This is a genomic window from Bacillus sp. FSL R10-2780 (genome assembly GCF_038006125.1).
In the GTDB taxonomy this organism is placed as follows: Bacteria; Bacillota; Bacilli; order Bacillales; family Bacillaceae_G; genus Bacillus_A; species Bacillus_A cereus_U.
Genome location: NZ_JBBOUQ010000001.1, coordinates 235,366 through 248,303, shown reverse-complemented (window position 1 = coordinate 248,303; position 12,938 = coordinate 235,366). Strand labels below are relative to the sequence as shown.

Below are 12,938 nucleotides of genomic sequence, written 5' to 3'. Positions count from 1 at the left end.
TTCATAGTTAGTATACGAATATATCACAATTCAACAATGTTTTCAGAAAATATTGAAAATTTTTGGCAGAAACCTTATAATTTCCATAGAGAGAATTTAATGGGGATTTTATCTTTGTTTCATCTACACAATATTCGATAATTTGATACATAAAATATAAAATTCGATTAATTATCGTCTACTATGTAGCAGCAATTATGACCAATAATTAGGGAGGAATTACATTTGTACAAAGATAAGGCTGACTCACTAGATCAAGAATGGATTGATTTAATACTTGAAGCTCTAGATGCTGGCATTGCCCTGCAAGATATTGAACACTTTTTCCAACGTATGAAGCATACGAGCCAGGCTCAATAGCCTCGTTCTTTTTAACGAAGTTTATGTTATAATAATCACATCATAAGACGACTACATATTGATAGAAAGGTGCGCAAATATGATAGGAGAACGTATAAAACGCCTTCGTTTACAAAAGGGCATTTCACTAACAGAACTCGCCGAAAAAGCTGGTGTAGCTAAATCTTACATTAGTTCTATAGAACGAAATTTACAAAAAAACCCTTCCATTCAGTTTCTCGAAAAAATTTCAGCTGTTCTACAAATTCCAGTTGATACGTTACTTCACGATGAAACAACAACAGAAAGTCATCTAGACTCCGAATGGACACAACTCGTTAAAGATGCGATGAGCTCCGGTGTCTCAAAAGAACAGTTTCGTGAATTTCTTGAATTTACACAATGGAAGAAAAATCAACAATAATACATATGAAAGAGTGCTTAAAACGGGCACTTCTTTTTTTCTTTATAAAAAAAAGCGGGGGAATCCCCGCTTTTTGCTTTATTATTTTTCTTCGCCATCTGTTTGGTTAGCATTGAATGTCCATTCTAAGTTCAATGAATCGCCTTGGAATTTGTTTTGATCTTTACCATCATCTTCGAATACAAATTGTACCCATAGATAGTCTTCTGAATTTGGTGCTAGACCACCGTTCTCTGCCCACTCTGGAGCAAAGATGTCTTTAGCTAAAACATCTGGATCCACATTTTGTAAATCTGCTAAAGTTGTTTCATATACAGGCTCACTTTGTTTATCCCAGTTCCAAAGGAATTTCACTTTAATGTGCTTACCAAAATCTTCACCAGCATTATCACCTTTTGCATCTTTAACAGTATACTTTGTCGCTAATTTAACGTCTTTAATCGCTAACGTACCGTCGTTCTTTAATAAGAACTCTTTCTTAACAGAATCCCCTGGTTTTAAATCTTTAATATCTACAAGCGTTTTAGGGTTTAATGTAAGATCTAACGTCCCAGCTGCAAATGTATTGTTCGATACTTCTTTATCACTAAAGAATGCAAATGTTCCTCCACCAATTAAAGATAACCCCAATGCTGCTGATGCAACTCCCATACCTAATTTCTTTTTCAGACTCACAATCAATTCCCCCTAGCTGTTTTTTGTATTTTTATCTCTTATTTCAAAATAAGAGGTGTAACTAAAACTATATTAGCTTAGCTAATATTTGTTCTTTTCTAAAAACCTTAAGTTCATTATAACGAACAAACCTATATAAATACAACCATATTTTTTTAGTATTTTCAATTATTTTTATTTCTCAATATTGTTTTGATTTTTCAGTCTTTTTAGCTCGTTCCAACACATTTTCTATTAGAAGCACACGAGAGCAAGACAATAAGTGCGAGGATAAATACTCCCTCACACTTATATACATTATTCTCTTTCATGACGATCTCTAAGTCGTGCTAGCCACAATATTATTGCTTAGTTGAAGTAGCATTCTCATTAAATCACTTGCTCAGGCTACTTAGCTGTTTCTGTTTGTTTCTGTTCTTCTACCTTCTTTTTCTCTTCTGCTTTCTTTTGTTCTTCTATCTTCTTCTGTTCTTCTACTTTCTTTTGTTCTTCTACTTTCTTCTGTTCTTCTACTTTCTTCTGTTCTTCTATCTTCTTCTGTTCTTCTGCTTTCTTCTGTTCTTCTATCTTCTTCTGTTCTTCTACTTTCTTCTGTTCTTCTATCTTCTTCTGTTCTTCTACTTTCTTCTGTTCTTCTACTTTCTTCTGTTCTTCTACTTTCTTCTGTTCTTCTACTTTCTTCTGTTCTTCTACTTTCTTCTGTTCTTCTACTTTCTTTTGCCCTTCCGCTTCAATTGCAACATTTAATTGTTGCTGGAGAGCCTGGATCTGTTCATCAATAGCTTGCAAGCTAACTTCTTTCTCAATATAATCGCGCTTCTCTTTTATACTGCGAAAGCCTTCATTCACATATAAAGCTACTTGCTGAATCGACTCATCTTTATTTCCCTTTAATTCTTCTTGTATTTGATTATAAGGAATTTCTATTGCAGTATATACATTTTGTAAAGCTTCCTTCTCAGAAGTAATTTTCTCACGTCCTTGCTGCCATACTACAATTGCCTGTTCTATTTCTTCAATAGAAGTTGCTTTCAATTTCCACTTCATTGTTCCATACTCATGCTCAATAAACTGTTTATGTTGCTCAGCTTGCTCTTTTAACGTATTAACTGTTTTCGGAAATATAATTGCTGTAGAAAGCGTCGCTTCTACTTTCGTTTCATGAATAAATGCCGCTTCTGTATGCGTCATGACTTGAGATCCTAAATAAAACGTAATAGAGCACACACACGGCAATATAAGCATCTTTTTTAAATTACGCGGTCTTTTCAGCATCTTAATCTCTCCCATCGAACAATGCGTTCTTTATACAGAACATTATCTTTATTATAATAAAGAACTATACAAAATGATAGCCATATGCTAGAAAAATAGAAAAAGGGCTATCCATGTGATAGCCCTTTTTTATTATTATCTTGCTTCACCTTCTGTTTGTTGTGCATCAAACGTCCAAGTTAAATTTAGTTTATCGCCTTGGAATTCATTTTGGTCTTTTTTATTATCAACAAACTCAAATTTCACTGCGAATTTATCAGACTTACCTGCAGAAATACCTTTTTCATCCCAGAACCAAGCAGATAAATCATTGTCTACCGCTGTAAGTGTGTCACCCTTCAATTTATCTAGCGTTGTTTCTTTTACAATTGTTTCATGCTTATCTACATTCTTTAAGAATGTTACTTTAATATGTTTACCAAAATCATCTTTATTGTCGCCCTTCGCATCGATTACTTTGTAATCTGTTTTTAGTAAAACTTTTTTAATGTCTAAAGAGCCTTTATTCTCTAGTTTAAAATCTCTTTTAATTGTATCGCCAGGCTTTAAATTCGATACATCAACAACTGTCGATGGGTTTGCCGCTAAATCAAGTGTACCAGCCGCAAATGTATTGTTTGACACTTCTTTGTCGCTAAAGAATGCAAATGTTCCTCCACCAACTAATGCTGCTCCTAGTACTGCTGATGCGATACCCATTCCTAATTTTTTCTTTAAAGTCATGTCCAAATCCCCCATAATATATATTTGTTAACTTCCTAATAGGAAGATATAACCAAACTAACTATACGGATTGTTCTACTTTTTTATCTTTCTTTTCTCCGTCGATGCTACGAATAGCGCCAAAAATAGAAATCGCGGAATAACCAAGTAAAAAGACTCCTGGAATAATAAGAAGTAATGCTGCTCCCGCTTTTGAACTCGCATAATTCAGTCCATAACCAACGTATGGAACTGTAATATCTGCATACTTTCCGATTACATTCTCTGCAAGTACTGGTGCTAAATCTGGTCCGTTGTTGTTATCCCCTTTTGTTTCATACATTACTTTTCCATTTGTATCTTTCACACCGATAATACGGTGAGTGATAATTTTGTCATTTTTCTCTTTAAACGTAATAACATCGCCTTTTTTATATTTAGAGCCATCTTTAGTTGGCTCTATTGCAATGATTGATCCTGTTAAAAATGTCGGTTCCATCGATCCTGATAACACTGATTTAAATTGATATCCCATCACAGTTGGATCCCCGCCACTCGCTTTTGACGAAATAACTACAAAAGCTAAAAAAACCATCAATGCAAATAAAACAAATGAGATAACGTTGCTAATAATCTTCCAAACTAATTTCATCGTCTCTCTCCCTCTCCGTTGTTTTATATTATTTGAAATATGTAATATCCACTTTAGTTCTTTAACAAGAACACAAGTAAATAATATAACGAACAACGCAGAAATGCAATAAGAAAATTTACAATTATTAGTTAAATCACTTTTAAAATGCATACAAAAAGACCGTGACAAAACCTCATCACAGTCTCCATACTAGCAATTTATTTTTCTTCTGATTTCATTCCTTGTTTATTTCGACGCAGCACTACATATAAAATGGCTCCAAATAATACAATCGCACCTATCCCAACACTTATCACTTTCACATTGGATTCCTTTACTTCAGGTGCAACTGTATCTTTTTTAGGCATCGCAAACGTAACATCTTCTTTTGAAAGAACATTAATAGTTGCAATTGTTTGATTGTTTTTCGTAATATCAACTGCACCAACTATCTCACCACGATGGATTCCTTTATGATACAAAGATTCTTTATCTAATGGAGCCGCTCGGAAAGTAGTTTTCACATTTTTCCCTTCATCCTTCTTTAGCATAAGCTCAGCACTTTTTTCCAATTCAGAATCAACATCTTTATTTAAATACGTTGTCTTTTGATGCCAACTATGTTTATCTAGTACCGTTTGCTTCGTAAATTGCCCAAAAGAATATTCCGCCATCTGCTTCAAATCTTCATAAATTTCAGGTCTTTGAGAAGCCATTACTACATTTATAATGCGATTTCCATCCTTCTCATTTAATAAAACGAGCGTATTGCGCGCTTCATTCGTAAATCCTGTCTTACCACCAATGCTATATGGATTTTCAAAATAAGTAGACTTATTAAAAATAGAAACTGTTTGCGTAGATGTCGTAACCGTCGTTCTTTTCGTATTCATCGCTTGTAAAATTTCAGGATACTTTTGCACACCTCTCGTAATCATGGCCATATCATATGGCGTCGTATAATGATTTGGATCATGCAATCCATTTGGCGTTACAAAATGGCTATCTTTAGCCCCTAATTGCTTCGCCTTTTCATTCATCATATTAGCGAAATTTTCAACACTTCCTCCAATACGCTCCGCAATCGCATACGACACATCATTCGCACTCAGCACCATTAAAATCATAAGTGCGGTATTTCTATTAATAGTCTCACCAGGTTGAAACTCAATTTGATAATTACTCTTCTCTTGATCCAATGCTAATTGTGAAAACGTAAATTGATCCTCTGGCTTCGTATGCTCCATCAGTAAAATCGCCGTTAACACTTTCGTCATACTAGCAGGGAACGCACGATGATGTGCATTTTTGTCGTACAACATATCTCCTGTTTTCGCATCAATCGTAGTCGCAAACTGACTAAAAACATTCGGCCCTTCCGCAGGTGGAGGTGCCACTTGCTCCGGATTTACTCCAACATTCGTCTCAGCATATAACGTCATAGGTGTCAAAAAAAATAAACAAATAACCATAACAAAAGCCGAAATTTTCTTAAAATTTACCATATGACTCTCCCTTTTCACTTTACTTTCACATTCTATAAAATAACTCTACCAATCTATATGTAATTTGTATTAAATTGGAAGAATATTCACTATTTTTTACTATATCACACTTTTACGATGAGGAACATAAATATACAATAAAAAATAAGAAGGAATTACTCTTTCTTATCCTTCTCATCAATCAACGAATCTATTAACTTTTGACTAGCTTCCTCAGGCGTAATCTCATCCGTCATACCCATAAACGACCAACCTTTAGAATCGACCCACTCAACGAACTCTTGCAAAAACTCATCATGCGTCACATCCACATCAAGAATCGAACCATCAATCGAAATCGTTCTATTTCTAGACACACGCATCTTGAACGTTTTTCTTACCATTACAATTATTCTCCCTCTACTCCTGAATATTTATAAATATCTTGTACTTCTTTTATACATGATTTCTTGAAAATTGTAAAAAGGATATATTGGCCAATTTGCATATTAAAAATGAAAATCTCTTACTATATAATCCTCACACTACATTCATTTAGTCATAAATTACGGAATACATCCATATAAAAAACCAACCAACTTACATTCTATCACACCAAATACACTTGACTTTAGCACGATCAAATGGAATATATTAGAAATCACCTTAAAATGAGGAGGAACTCCATGGCGCGTTGTACGTATTGTAAAACGAAGTGGAAAATAAAAGATGTATGGTCGCTTCTCATAACATTTGAAAAAGATTGTCCGTATTGCTTCGGACGGCAATATCTATCAAAGAAAACATTGAGCGCTATGCCAGAATTTATAAGCTTACCTTTACACTTCTTATTTCCTTTTCTAGTTGATTTGAGTGATAACAGTCCTTTGGATTGGTATCGGAAATCATAATATAACCGGTTTATTCAAGATCCACTTTCAATTCAATGCTCTTCTTATATATTCCTTAATACACTACTAGCGTGATTCCAAATACTTTACCTTTAAAAGATTACTACGAAAATATTGTAAAATTTCAGTTAATTATATATAATTGCTTTAGCGTAATTATTAAAGATGCTGTTACATAAGCATTTATTGAAGATCCCGTAGCTCAGCAGGGAGAGCGCCACCTTGACAGGGTGGAGGTCGTGAGTTCGAACCTCTCCGGGGTCATAAAAAAGAGACACCATATCAACCTACTACTTGATATGGTGTCTCTTCTTTATCTAGGTCAATTACTTCCCACCAAACATCTTCTCCAAAGACTTCGCATTAGCAAATAACAATTCTTGCAGGTTGTCATCAGCAACGATTTTGTAGTCGCCATCTTTGTCTTTCTTTAAGTTCAATGTAACTTCGCGAGTTGCCATTGCTGCCTCTTTATCCGATAAGTTTTTGATGATAGTTGATGTCATTGTTTTTTCTATTGTTTTTTCAGATTGCTCTTTGTCTTCGCTAAAGGCACTAGCGAAAGCCATTGGCATAACTTCTCCCATTGCTTTTGTTACGGCAATAGATAGATCAACAGATGTAACTTTCACTTTCACTTCTGCTTTGTCATCCTTTTTTGATACTTCTTCTAGCTTTTCAAATTTAAAGCTTTTCGTAATTGCGCTCAGCATTGCTTTTCCGTCAGCATCGTCTGTTTTTTCATTTAGTTTACTAAACTCTTTATCACTTTCAACAAATGTGCGAGCCTTTTCTAGGTCACCTTTTTGTATCGCTGTTAAAAATTCTTCAGCAGTATCTTTCGGGTTTGCACATCCTGATAGAACACCAACTGTTAATCCTATTACCATCATTAGCAGCAATAATTTCTTTACCTTTTTCACGTTCATTCTCCTCTTATCTTTTCTAGTAAGTCATCACTATACAATAGTCTGAAACTTACATTACAAACATTTTTTAGTATAGCATTTATATGATTTGTTTTCTATTCTGTCCATGAAAACGAAAAAGCCTTGTAGTATATATACAAGGCTTTCTTTATAAAATAATAAACAGCAAAGTTTGCCGGTTTATCTCTTATTCATATTTGAAAAAACAATAACAATTACTCCAAGTACATCATGTCCCGCTACCATCCACATACTTCGATCAAAAATCATAAGCGATAACCAAAGTGATATATTAGTAGCCGCAAATAATAGGTATGAAATGATATCTCTTTTTTGTAATGCCTCTCTATTCCTCAATATGTAAATGGCACCGATAGGAGGCAGAATAAAGTAAAGGAAAAAGACAAATGTTTTTCTTAACGACCATGGATATGAGGTTACTGTCTGCATATGAATCTCCTTTTCATTATAGTACTTGTTTTAACATCGGCCTTGCTACTCTATATTCTTCACTATTAGGTTCTTTTACAACTAAAGGCGGCCTTTCATCCTCTTCTTCTAAAATTATTTCAAATACTTCTGTTTTTTCTTGTAATATGTTGGATTCACTATCTTTAGTAGGCTGTTTGCTTGTTTCAATTTTCTTTGTTACTTCGCCAAGTTTTTGTCCGACTTCTTCTGCTTTGGCAGGTTCATTCGTAATGTAGTATTCCTGGCCCTCCCATACTAATATAGGTGGTACATGTTCTCGTTTGTTACATATTATATAAGTAATACTAGCTATAAGTAGTAGACATGTTAATAAAAAGAAGATAGCTTTTTTGTTCATATACTATTCTCCTTTCTATCATTTTATTGGATTATATAATAGGAAATATAGTTAGTAAATGGTTTTTATGGTGATTTTTAGTATTAATTTCAAATAGAAAAACCTTACTGTAAAGTAAGGTTCCGTTTTTAAATTCTATAATGTTTTATTAATTAAAACGATCATTACGATAATCGCTATAAACATAACAACTAAACAGCCGATCATTTTATAAAATCCTCTTTTCGTTAACGTCCCACCTTGAACGTCTTTACGAATAAATAGGAACACCGCTAAAAATAAAACAAGCCCCATACCAAAAGCGTACATCATTTGCATATGTTAATCTTCCTTTCTCTCTTACATCTTAATATCTTTTCGATAAAACAACAAACGATATAAAGACTGTACTCATCGTAAGTGCCATTAATATGTTCAATAGTTCAACCGCAGATAGTGTAATTACTTTTAAGTTTAAGCCAATCGAGAAAAGAAGATAGTATGCTGTTAGCGCAAAAAAACTGAAGAACATTCCTTTGTAACGAATGAGTTTCATTCGCTCATCTTTTTCTTTAAATTGCGGGTGCAAGTAGCTTAGGCAGAAGCACATGATCATCATTGCAAGTACTGTATACGTTGGAGTTGGTGGTGCGGAATGCGTCATTATACCTGCTAATATCATAGTTCCACTCATAATTAAAAAGATAATTCCCATAATTACAAAGTACTTTTGTGAATAATTCATCTCTATTCCTCCTCTTCTTTTCCCTCATAAATAAATACATGTTCTACCGTTGTCTGAAATGCTTTTGCAATTTCAAATGCTAACGGAAGTGATGGATCATATTTCCCTTTTTCAATTGAAATGATGGTTTGTCTGGAAACCCCAAGTTTCTCAGCCAATTTTTCTTGAGATAGTCCAAATTTTTTTCGATATTCGACCATTTTATTTTCCAAGGAAATTTTTCCCTCCTTCCTTATACCGAGTATATATGTAAAGGAAACTTTACGTCAAGGTCCCTTTACATTCATTGTAATTATTTTTCACTCTATTTATATAGAAGAAACTTTTTCAAATTCAGCACGTCTATTTTGAAATGAAACATGGAACAATGTATATAGCCGTTACTATATCTCCTCCCCGTTTTTGTGAGAATTTAATATCTCCATATTTGTTTTTTTCTTTTAAAATATTTCATTCTTCTCCTTATTGGGTGATGTGCGCTATTGTTTTTACGTTGTTTTTCGCCATATTTATAGAAACTAACGGTTTATGAAGCATTTTTTATGTATAGCCACTTTTTTTGTAGAAATCCTTCATTTTCCTTTCAATATTTAACACTATCGATATAAAGTTTATGGTAAATTCATAATTTTTTATTTTTTATACTATATTCCGTTGTATTGTTGTATAATATCAATGAAAGCGCTTATTATTTCAATATACATAATTCGAACTAAATTTTATCGAAACATTCTGATAGTTATACTTATATTTAAATTCAACAATTATAGTTATTAATGTAGGTATACCAAATATATCCACCCCATTTTTCTGTAAAATTACTTTATAACATGAAAGATTAACTTGGGTGATAAGTAATTGTGAATGTTTTTTTACAAAACAGATAAGTAATAGTGTTTGGTATTATGTAAATTATTGTAATAACATAAGAGTAAAGATAACATTTACATTAATTATTAGTTCATCAATTATTGAAAAAGAGCAAAATGCACCTTTTGTATAGGAAAAGGATTATATGCATTGGGAGGTTTAAACAAATGACGAGGAAGAATACAACGACAAACCCTTGGGCCAAGTTCCATGGTCCGAACCTTGGTTATGTTATTGAACAGTATGATCTTTACGTAACTGGAGCAGGTTCTGTTGATCCGGAATTACAAGAGCTTTTTGAAATTTTTGGAGCTCCTTCGTTTCAAGATGATGTCGTAACAGGGGACAACACAGCAACACATTTTTCTCCTCAAAACACAGGTAACATTGAAAAAATTCTTAAAGTCGTTCAACTTGTTGAACAAATTCGTTCTTTCGGGCATACGTTGGCTCACATCAACCCCATGGAAGATGCTGCAAACGGACAATCTCTTATCGAAAAAGCAATGAACGAACTGAGCGATGCTGATTTGAAAGCGATTCCAGCAAAAACAGTATGGCAAGATGCACCAGAGGGTATTCACACTGCACTTGATGTAATTCATAGATTAAAAGACGTTTATACAAAATCTTTAGCTTATGAATTCTCACATATACAAGATAGTGAAGAACGCGCGTGGTTGCATCAAATGGTGGAATCAAATTCATTGCGTCAACCATTATCAAATAAAAAACGAACTGCTCTTTTAAAACGTTTAACTGCTGTTGAAGGTTTCGAGCAATTCTTGCATAAAACATTCGTTGGTCAAAAACGTTTCTCAATAGAGGGCGTTGATATGCTTGTACCTGTACTAGATGAAATTGTTTCAGAAGGTGCTAAAGGCGGCGTTGAAGATGTCATGATTGGTATGGCTCACCGTGGTCGTCTAAGCGTACTCGCTCACGTATTAGAAAAGCCATATGGTCACATGTTTGCTGAGTTCAAACATGCAAAAATAGAAGGTGTAAAGACAAATGCTGGCTGGACTGGCGACGTAAAATACCATTTAGGTAGAGAACAAGTCGTTGGTAATGAAGAAGTTAGCACCCGTGTTACATTAGCAAATAATCCGAGTCATCTTGAGTTCGTTAACCCTGTTGTTGAAGGTTTCGCACGCGCAGCTCAAGAGAATCGTAAAAAATCTGGTCTTCCAGAACAAGATACTACAAAATCATTCGTAATTTTAGTTCATGGTGATGCTGCATTCCCTGGTCAAGGTGTTGTGTCTGAAACATTGAACTTAAGTAGATTGAATGCATACCAAACTGGCGGAACTATTCATGTTATCGCAAATAATGCAGTCGGCTTTACGACTGATAGCTATGATTCTCGTTCTACTAAATATTCAAGCGACCTTGCAAAAGGTTTCGATATTCCGATTGTTCACGTGAATGCTGATGATCCGGAAGCTTGTCTTGCTGCTGCAAACCTTGCGATCCAATATCGTACGCTGTTCAAAAAGGACTTCTTAATCGATTTAATCGGTTACCGCCGATATGGTCATAACGAAATGGATGATCCAGCAGTTACGCAACCACAAGTGTACAAAAAAATTAAAAACCACCCAACTGTAAGAGCAATTTATGCAGATCAATTACAATCTGCTGGCGTTCTGAATGCAGATGAGGTTGAAACAATTACTCAGTTTATACAAGAGGAATTAAAGGCTGAATACGCACAAGTGCCACCAGCTGATACGAGTGCTGCAACAATTCACGTTAAAGTTCCAGAAGTTGTTGCAAAAGGAATTCAACCGATTGACACTGGTGTTTCAATTGACTCACTTCGTGCAATTAATGAAGGACTATTATCTTGGCCTGAAGGCTTTAACGTATATCCAAAAGTGAAGAAAATTCTTGAGCGCCGTAAAGATGCTCTTGAAGAAAACGGTAAAATTGAATGGGCACTTGCTGAATCGTTAGCATTCGCTTCTATTTTACAAGAAGGTACGCCAATTCGTTTAACTGGTCAAGATTCACAGCGTGGTACATTTGCGCATCGTCATATCGTATTACACGATACTGATACAAACGAAACATATTCACCATTACATCGCTTACCGAACATTAACGCATCATTCTCTGTTCATAACAGTCCGTTATCAGAAGCTGCTGTTGTTGGTTACGAATATGGTTACAACGTATTCGCTCCAGAAACTCTTGTGATGTGGGAAGCGCAATATGGTGACTTCTCAAATACTGCGCAAGCATTATTTGATCAATATGTTTCAGCAGGAAGAGCGAAATGGGGTCAAAAATCAGGTCTAGTTCTTCTATTACCACACGGTTATGAAGGTCAAGGACCGGAGCATTCTAGTGCACGTCCAGAACGTTTCTTACAATTAGCTGCGGAGAACAACTGGACAGTTGCAAACTTAACGAGCGCGGCACAATACTTCCATATCTTGCGCCGTCAAGCATCTATCTTAGGAACAGAGGCTGTTCGACCATTAGTAATTATGACGCCGAAAAGCTTATTACGTCACCCACTTACACTTTCTACAGGTAGTGAGTTAAGTGAAGGACGTTTCCAACCTGCTTTAGAACAAGGAAACCTTGGTGCAAAACCAAACAAAGTAAAACGCCTTGTTTTAAGTACAGGTAAAATGGCAATTGACTTAGCAGCAGAAATCGAAAGTGGTAAGCATGAGTACAACTTAGATGAAGTTCATATGGTTCGTATCGAGCAGTTGTACCCATTCCCTGCTGAAAAAGTTCAATCTATTATTAAACGCTTTAAAAACTTAGAAGAAATCATTTGGGTTCAAGAAGAACCTCGTAATATGGGCGCTTGGCATTACATGGCTCCAATTCTGTTTGAACTAGCTGGGGATAAAGTGAAAACAGGTTACATTGGACGCCCGGATCGTTCTAGCCCATCTGGTGGCGATCCATTCGCTCACAAAGCTGAGCAAGAATTAATCGTTGCACACGCTTTAGATGTGAAGTACAACTTCCGTCAAGATAAACAAGAAATTGAAGTTTTTAGCAACTGAAAGTAACAATGATTTTTTCAGGCTCGGCTGTGGCAGATAGTCTGCCACAGCCGGGCTAACAAATGGAGATTACCGAAGATTAAAGAAGACAAAACACACCGTTAGGC

Annotated in this window: 16 protein-coding genes and 1 tRNA gene; 5 read left to right on the top strand and 12 right to left on the bottom strand. The window is 35.0% G+C overall.

Annotated elements, in window-relative coordinates; genetic code table 11:
- Nucleotides 1-225 precede the first annotated feature (225 nt).
- Together NSQ47_RS01310 and NSQ47_RS01305 are read left to right on the top strand one after the other, a co-directional pair.
- On the top strand, nt 226-360 hold the full coding sequence (locus NSQ47_RS01310; RefSeq protein ID WP_002011474.1) for an anti-repressor SinI family protein: 135 nt from the start codon (nt 226-228) through the stop codon (nt 358-360).
- A 79-nt stretch (nt 361-439) separates the two neighbouring features.
- Nucleotides 440-763 (top strand): helix-turn-helix domain-containing protein, encoded by a 324-nt coding sequence (locus NSQ47_RS01305; protein ID WP_002064339.1) that lies wholly within the window; start codon nt 440-442, stop codon nt 761-763.
- Between the two features lie 81 nt (nt 764-844).
- On the opposite strand, the gene calY is transcribed toward NSQ47_RS01305, so the two are convergent.
- The 6 genes from calY to NSQ47_RS01275 all read right to left on the bottom strand — a co-directional run bounded on the left by calY (nt 845) and on the right by NSQ47_RS01275 (nt 5,937).
- Nucleotides 845-1,438, bottom strand: coding sequence for a biofilm matrix protein CalY (gene calY / locus NSQ47_RS01300; RefSeq protein WP_088078056.1), 594 nt, complete (start codon nt 1,436-1,438; stop codon nt 845-847).
- 387 nt (nt 1,439-1,825) lie between these two features.
- Nucleotides 1,826-2,713, bottom strand: a complete 888-nt coding sequence (locus tag NSQ47_RS01295; RefSeq protein ID WP_341035907.1) for a DUF4047 domain-containing protein — start codon at nt 2,711-2,713, stop codon at nt 1,826-1,828.
- Between the two features lie 135 nt (nt 2,714-2,848).
- Nucleotides 2,849-3,436 carry a CalY family protein gene (locus tag NSQ47_RS01290; RefSeq protein WP_078173280.1) on the bottom strand — a complete coding sequence of 196 codons (588 nt, stop codon included), beginning with the start codon at nt 3,434-3,436 and terminating at the stop codon, nt 2,849-2,851.
- Nucleotides 3,437-3,497: 61 nt separating this feature from the next.
- Nucleotides 3,498-4,067, bottom strand: coding sequence for a signal peptidase I SipW (sipW, locus tag NSQ47_RS01285; protein WP_341035906.1), 570 nt, complete (start codon nt 4,065-4,067; stop codon nt 3,498-3,500).
- A 200-nt stretch (nt 4,068-4,267) separates the two neighbouring features.
- Nucleotides 4,268-5,554 carry a D-alanyl-D-alanine carboxypeptidase family protein gene (locus tag NSQ47_RS01280; RefSeq protein WP_341035904.1) on the bottom strand — a complete coding sequence of 429 codons (1,287 nt, stop codon included), beginning with the start codon at nt 5,552-5,554 and terminating at the stop codon, nt 4,268-4,270.
- Nucleotides 5,555-5,709: 155 nt separating this feature from the next.
- Nucleotides 5,710-5,937 (bottom strand): hypothetical protein, encoded by a 228-nt coding sequence (locus tag NSQ47_RS01275; protein ID WP_002201289.1) that lies wholly within the window; start codon nt 5,935-5,937, stop codon nt 5,710-5,712.
- A 282-nt stretch (nt 5,938-6,219) separates the two neighbouring features.
- Between NSQ47_RS01275 and NSQ47_RS01270 the strand changes: the two genes are divergently transcribed.
- Together NSQ47_RS01270 and NSQ47_RS01265 are read left to right on the top strand one after the other, a co-directional pair.
- On the top strand, nt 6,220-6,444 hold the full coding sequence (locus NSQ47_RS01270; protein ID WP_088078048.1) for a hypothetical protein: 225 nt from the start codon (nt 6,220-6,222) through the stop codon (nt 6,442-6,444).
- Between the two features lie 191 nt (nt 6,445-6,635).
- Nucleotides 6,636-6,708 (top strand) — tRNA-Val (locus NSQ47_RS01265).
- A gap of 62 nt (nt 6,709-6,770) precedes the next feature.
- Here NSQ47_RS01265 and NSQ47_RS01260 read toward each other — a convergent pair.
- From NSQ47_RS01260 to NSQ47_RS01235, 6 genes are all read right to left on the bottom strand, one after another.
- The gene (locus NSQ47_RS01260; RefSeq protein ID WP_341035900.1) at nt 6,771-7,367 is read right to left on the bottom strand and encodes a hypothetical protein; all 597 of its coding nucleotides are present in this window, start codon (nt 7,365-7,367) and stop codon (nt 6,771-6,773) included.
- 186 nt (nt 7,368-7,553) lie between these two features.
- Nucleotides 7,554-7,823 carry a hypothetical protein gene (locus NSQ47_RS01255; protein WP_341035898.1) on the bottom strand — a complete coding sequence of 90 codons (270 nt, stop codon included), beginning with the start codon at nt 7,821-7,823 and terminating at the stop codon, nt 7,554-7,556.
- A 16-nt stretch (nt 7,824-7,839) separates the two neighbouring features.
- A complete protein-coding gene (locus NSQ47_RS01250) occupies nt 7,840-8,202 on the bottom strand; it encodes a hypothetical protein (protein ID WP_341035896.1) in 363 nt (120 codons plus the stop codon).
- 135 nt (nt 8,203-8,337) lie between these two features.
- Nucleotides 8,338-8,520, bottom strand: coding sequence for a DUF3976 domain-containing protein (locus NSQ47_RS01245; protein WP_002011459.1), 183 nt, complete (start codon nt 8,518-8,520; stop codon nt 8,338-8,340).
- 28 nt (nt 8,521-8,548) lie between these two features.
- Nucleotides 8,549-8,926, bottom strand: a complete 378-nt coding sequence (locus NSQ47_RS01240) for a permease (protein ID WP_341035894.1) — start codon at nt 8,924-8,926, stop codon at nt 8,549-8,551.
- Between the two features lie 2 nt (nt 8,927-8,928).
- Nucleotides 8,929-9,138 carry a helix-turn-helix transcriptional regulator gene (locus NSQ47_RS01235; protein WP_341035893.1) on the bottom strand — a complete coding sequence of 70 codons (210 nt, stop codon included), beginning with the start codon at nt 9,136-9,138 and terminating at the stop codon, nt 8,929-8,931.
- Nucleotides 9,139-9,963: 825 nt separating this feature from the next.
- Here NSQ47_RS01235 and odhA point away from each other — a divergent pair.
- Entirely contained in the window at nt 9,964-12,831 is a 2,868-nt protein-coding gene (odhA, locus tag NSQ47_RS01230; RefSeq protein ID WP_341035892.1) for a 2-oxoglutarate dehydrogenase E1 component, read from the top strand.
- Nucleotides 12,832-12,938: the final 107 nt, after the last annotated feature.

Bases quoted from the DNA above. Each gene is read 5' to 3' on its own strand.
- NSQ47_RS01290 (WP_078173280.1), bottom strand. From the start codon at position 3,436: ATGACTTTAAAGAAAAAATTAGGAATGGGTATCGCATCAGCAGTACTA.
- sipW (WP_341035906.1), bottom strand. From the start codon at position 4,067: ATGAAATTAGTTTGGAAGATTATTAGCAACGTTATCTCATTTGTTTTA.
- NSQ47_RS01270 (WP_088078048.1), top strand. From the start codon at position 6,220: ATGGCGCGTTGTACGTATTGTAAAACGAAGTGGAAAATAAAAGATGTA.
- NSQ47_RS01245 (WP_002011459.1), bottom strand. From the start codon at position 8,520: ATGCAAATGATGTACGCTTTTGGTATGGGGCTTGTTTTATTTTTAGCG.
- NSQ47_RS01295 (WP_341035907.1), bottom strand. From the start codon at position 2,713: ATGCTGAAAAGACCGCGTAATTTAAAAAAGATGCTTATATTGCCGTGT.
- NSQ47_RS01275 (WP_002201289.1), bottom strand. From the start codon at position 5,937: ATGGTAAGAAAAACGTTCAAGATGCGTGTGTCTAGAAATAGAACGATT.
- NSQ47_RS01280 (WP_341035904.1), bottom strand. From the start codon at position 5,554: ATGGTAAATTTTAAGAAAATTTCGGCTTTTGTTATGGTTATTTGTTTA.
- NSQ47_RS01250 (WP_341035896.1), bottom strand. From the start codon at position 8,202: ATGAACAAAAAAGCTATCTTCTTTTTATTAACATGTCTACTACTTATA.
- odhA (WP_341035892.1), top strand. From the start codon at position 9,964: ATGACGAGGAAGAATACAACGACAAACCCTTGGGCCAAGTTCCATGGT.
- NSQ47_RS01255 (WP_341035898.1), bottom strand. From the start codon at position 7,823: ATGCAGACAGTAACCTCATATCCATGGTCGTTAAGAAAAACATTTGTC.
- NSQ47_RS01240 (WP_341035894.1), bottom strand. From the start codon at position 8,926: ATGAATTATTCACAAAAGTACTTTGTAATTATGGGAATTATCTTTTTA.
- NSQ47_RS01305 (WP_002064339.1), top strand. From the start codon at position 440: ATGATAGGAGAACGTATAAAACGCCTTCGTTTACAAAAGGGCATTTCA.